The 2,124-nt window shown below is 68.8% G+C and carries 3 protein-coding genes; all 3 read right to left on the bottom strand.

What is annotated here, in order from left to right; genetic code table 11:
• Positions 1-30: 30 nt before the first annotated feature.
• The gene (locus tag AB4Y86_RS17480) at positions 31-252 is read right to left on the bottom strand and encodes an SCO4848 family membrane protein (protein WP_441403431.1); all 222 of its coding nucleotides are present in this window, start codon (positions 250-252) and stop codon (positions 31-33) included.
• Between the two features lie 3 nt (positions 253-255).
• The gene (locus tag AB4Y86_RS17475; protein WP_441403430.1) at positions 256-753 is read right to left on the bottom strand and encodes a DUF2505 domain-containing protein; all 498 of its coding nucleotides are present in this window, start codon (positions 751-753) and stop codon (positions 256-258) included.
• Positions 754-801: 48 nt separating this feature from the next.
• Positions 802-2,124 (bottom strand): SDR family oxidoreductase (locus AB4Y86_RS17470; protein WP_441403429.1); only part of this gene is annotated, 1,323 nt, incomplete at its 5' end.

The raw sequence follows: 2,124 nt of genomic DNA, 5'->3' as shown, positions 1-2,124 counted from the left end.
CGTCCCGGGGTGTAACGGGGTGTGCCGGGCTCAGCCGAACAGGCCTGTGATCCCGATGACGGCCGTCGCGGCGCCGAGCAGCATCGAAATGCTCACGAGCACGACGTGGACCGTGAGGAAGCGGGTGGCTTTGCCTCCGGCGTCGCGCGCCCGTGGGTCCTTCATGACCCGGCGCAGGAACTGCGGCCAGACGACCAGGGACCAGACGCCGGCCACGATCAGGATGACGGCCACGGCGGCGGGTAGCTGCATCGGCTAGTGGCTCTCGAGCCAGGCCTGGGCCTGGGTGGACTGGATGTTGAGGGCCTTGCCGACCATCGGCTCAGCCGCATCGGCGATCTTCCCGCCCAGCAGCGGCACGGACGACGTCACGGTCCCCTCCAACTCGATCCGGGTGCTGCCGCCCTCGGCGACGAGGCGCTGCACAGCTTTGACGTCGAGCGGGGCACCGGCGACCTTCAGGGAGATATTGCTCTGCCGCGAACCGTCGGGTTCCGGGGCGCTCCAGCTTTCCAGCTGCGTCACCTTCAGGCTCTCGCCGACGAACTTGCGGGCCAGCTCGGGCATCCGCGTCGTGGGGATGGTGCGCACGGTCGTGGTGTTGAACGCGCCGGCGGTGTCGCCGTCGACCGCAAAGGATTCAAGGGTTCCGCCGACGAGTTCGCTGGTGTGGCGCAGGAAGTCCTCGTTGACGAAAACTGCCGTAACGCTCGCAACGTTGTGCGGAAGGGTGGTGGATGCACTCAGGGCCATTGGGGGTCCTCCATGGGGTGGAACTGGACGTTTTGGGCTCCCAACATCCTACGCGGTGGGCCCCTGCGGTTTCGATTCGGCAGCCGCCTCCGTCTCCGGCTCTGTCTCTGCGAGGCGCTGGGCCGCTGCGGCGATATTCCGTGACATGGCGGGGAATATCAGGCTGTGGAAGGGCAGCACGGCTAGCCAGTAGAGCCGTCCGCTGAGACCCTTCGGAAAGAAAATGGCCCGCTGCCGGTAACGGCTGCCGGTGCCCTCGGGCTCCACCGCCAGTTCCAGCCAGGCCCGGCCCGGAGCCCGCATCTCGGCCCGCAGCCTAAGCAACCGGCCGCGGTCGATCCTCTCGACCCGCCACCAGTCCACTACTTCGCCTTCGGCCAGCAGATGCGGGTGCCGACGGCCACGCGCCAGGCCTGCACCGCCGGTGAGCTTGTCCAGCCAGCCGCGCACGTTCCAGGCCAGCGGGAGCGAGTACCAGCCGTTGCGGCCGCCGATACCTTCGATGACGGTCCAGACGTGTTGCGGGTCCACCGCACTGGGATAGCTGCGCTCATCAACGAAGACGCGGTGGCCGGCCCACTCCGGGTCGCTGGGCAGCGGATCCGCGTCGGCTCCCGCGTTGGCCCACGTGGTTTCCACCTGGCCGTCGCGTTCCTTGCCCAGGGCCAGGGCGACCGCGCGCCGGTAGGGCGTCAGGCCGCCCACGGGCAGCGGGATGAAGGAGTCGATGTCATGCTCGCGGGACACCGCGTCGTGCTGCAGCGACTCGACAAGCGGCAGCGACATGGACAGTGGGATCGGGGTGGTCAAGGCGACCCACATGCCCGCGAGCTTGGGCGCGGGGATGGGGAGCGCCAGCACCACACGGTGCGGCAGGCCGGCTTCGTTGGCGTACTCCTTCATCATTCCGGCGTAGCTGAGCACCTGACGGGAACCGATGTCGAAGGTGCGGTTGATGTGCCCTTCCAGGGACGCCGCCCCGACGAGGTAATGCAGCACGTCCCGCACCGCGATGGCCTCGATCTTGTTCCGCACCCAGCTGGGAGCGGGCATCAGCGGCAGCGTCTCGGACAGGTGCCGGATCATCTCGAACGACGCCGAGCCGGAGCCGATCACGACGCCGGCCTGGAACACGATCGCGTCCACCGCCCCATCGAGGAAGACTTTGCCGACGGCCTCGCGGGACCGCATGTGGGTGGAGAGCTCGGCGCCGGAGGGGTGCAGCCCGCCGAGGTACACGATCCGGCCGACGCCGGCCCCGGCGGCGGCACGGGCCGCCGTTTCCGCCATCGCCTTTTCCTTGTTCTCGAACCCGGCGCCGCCCGCCATCGAGTGGACCAGGTAGTAGAGCACGTCGACGCCCTCCAGTGC

The organism is Arthrobacter sp. 2YAF22_2, assembly GCF_052114645.1.
Classification (GTDB): domain Bacteria; phylum Actinomycetota; class Actinomycetes; order Actinomycetales; family Micrococcaceae; genus Arthrobacter.
The sequence above is the reverse complement of the archived record's forward strand: the minus strand, read 5'-3'. Positions and strand labels throughout refer to the sequence as shown.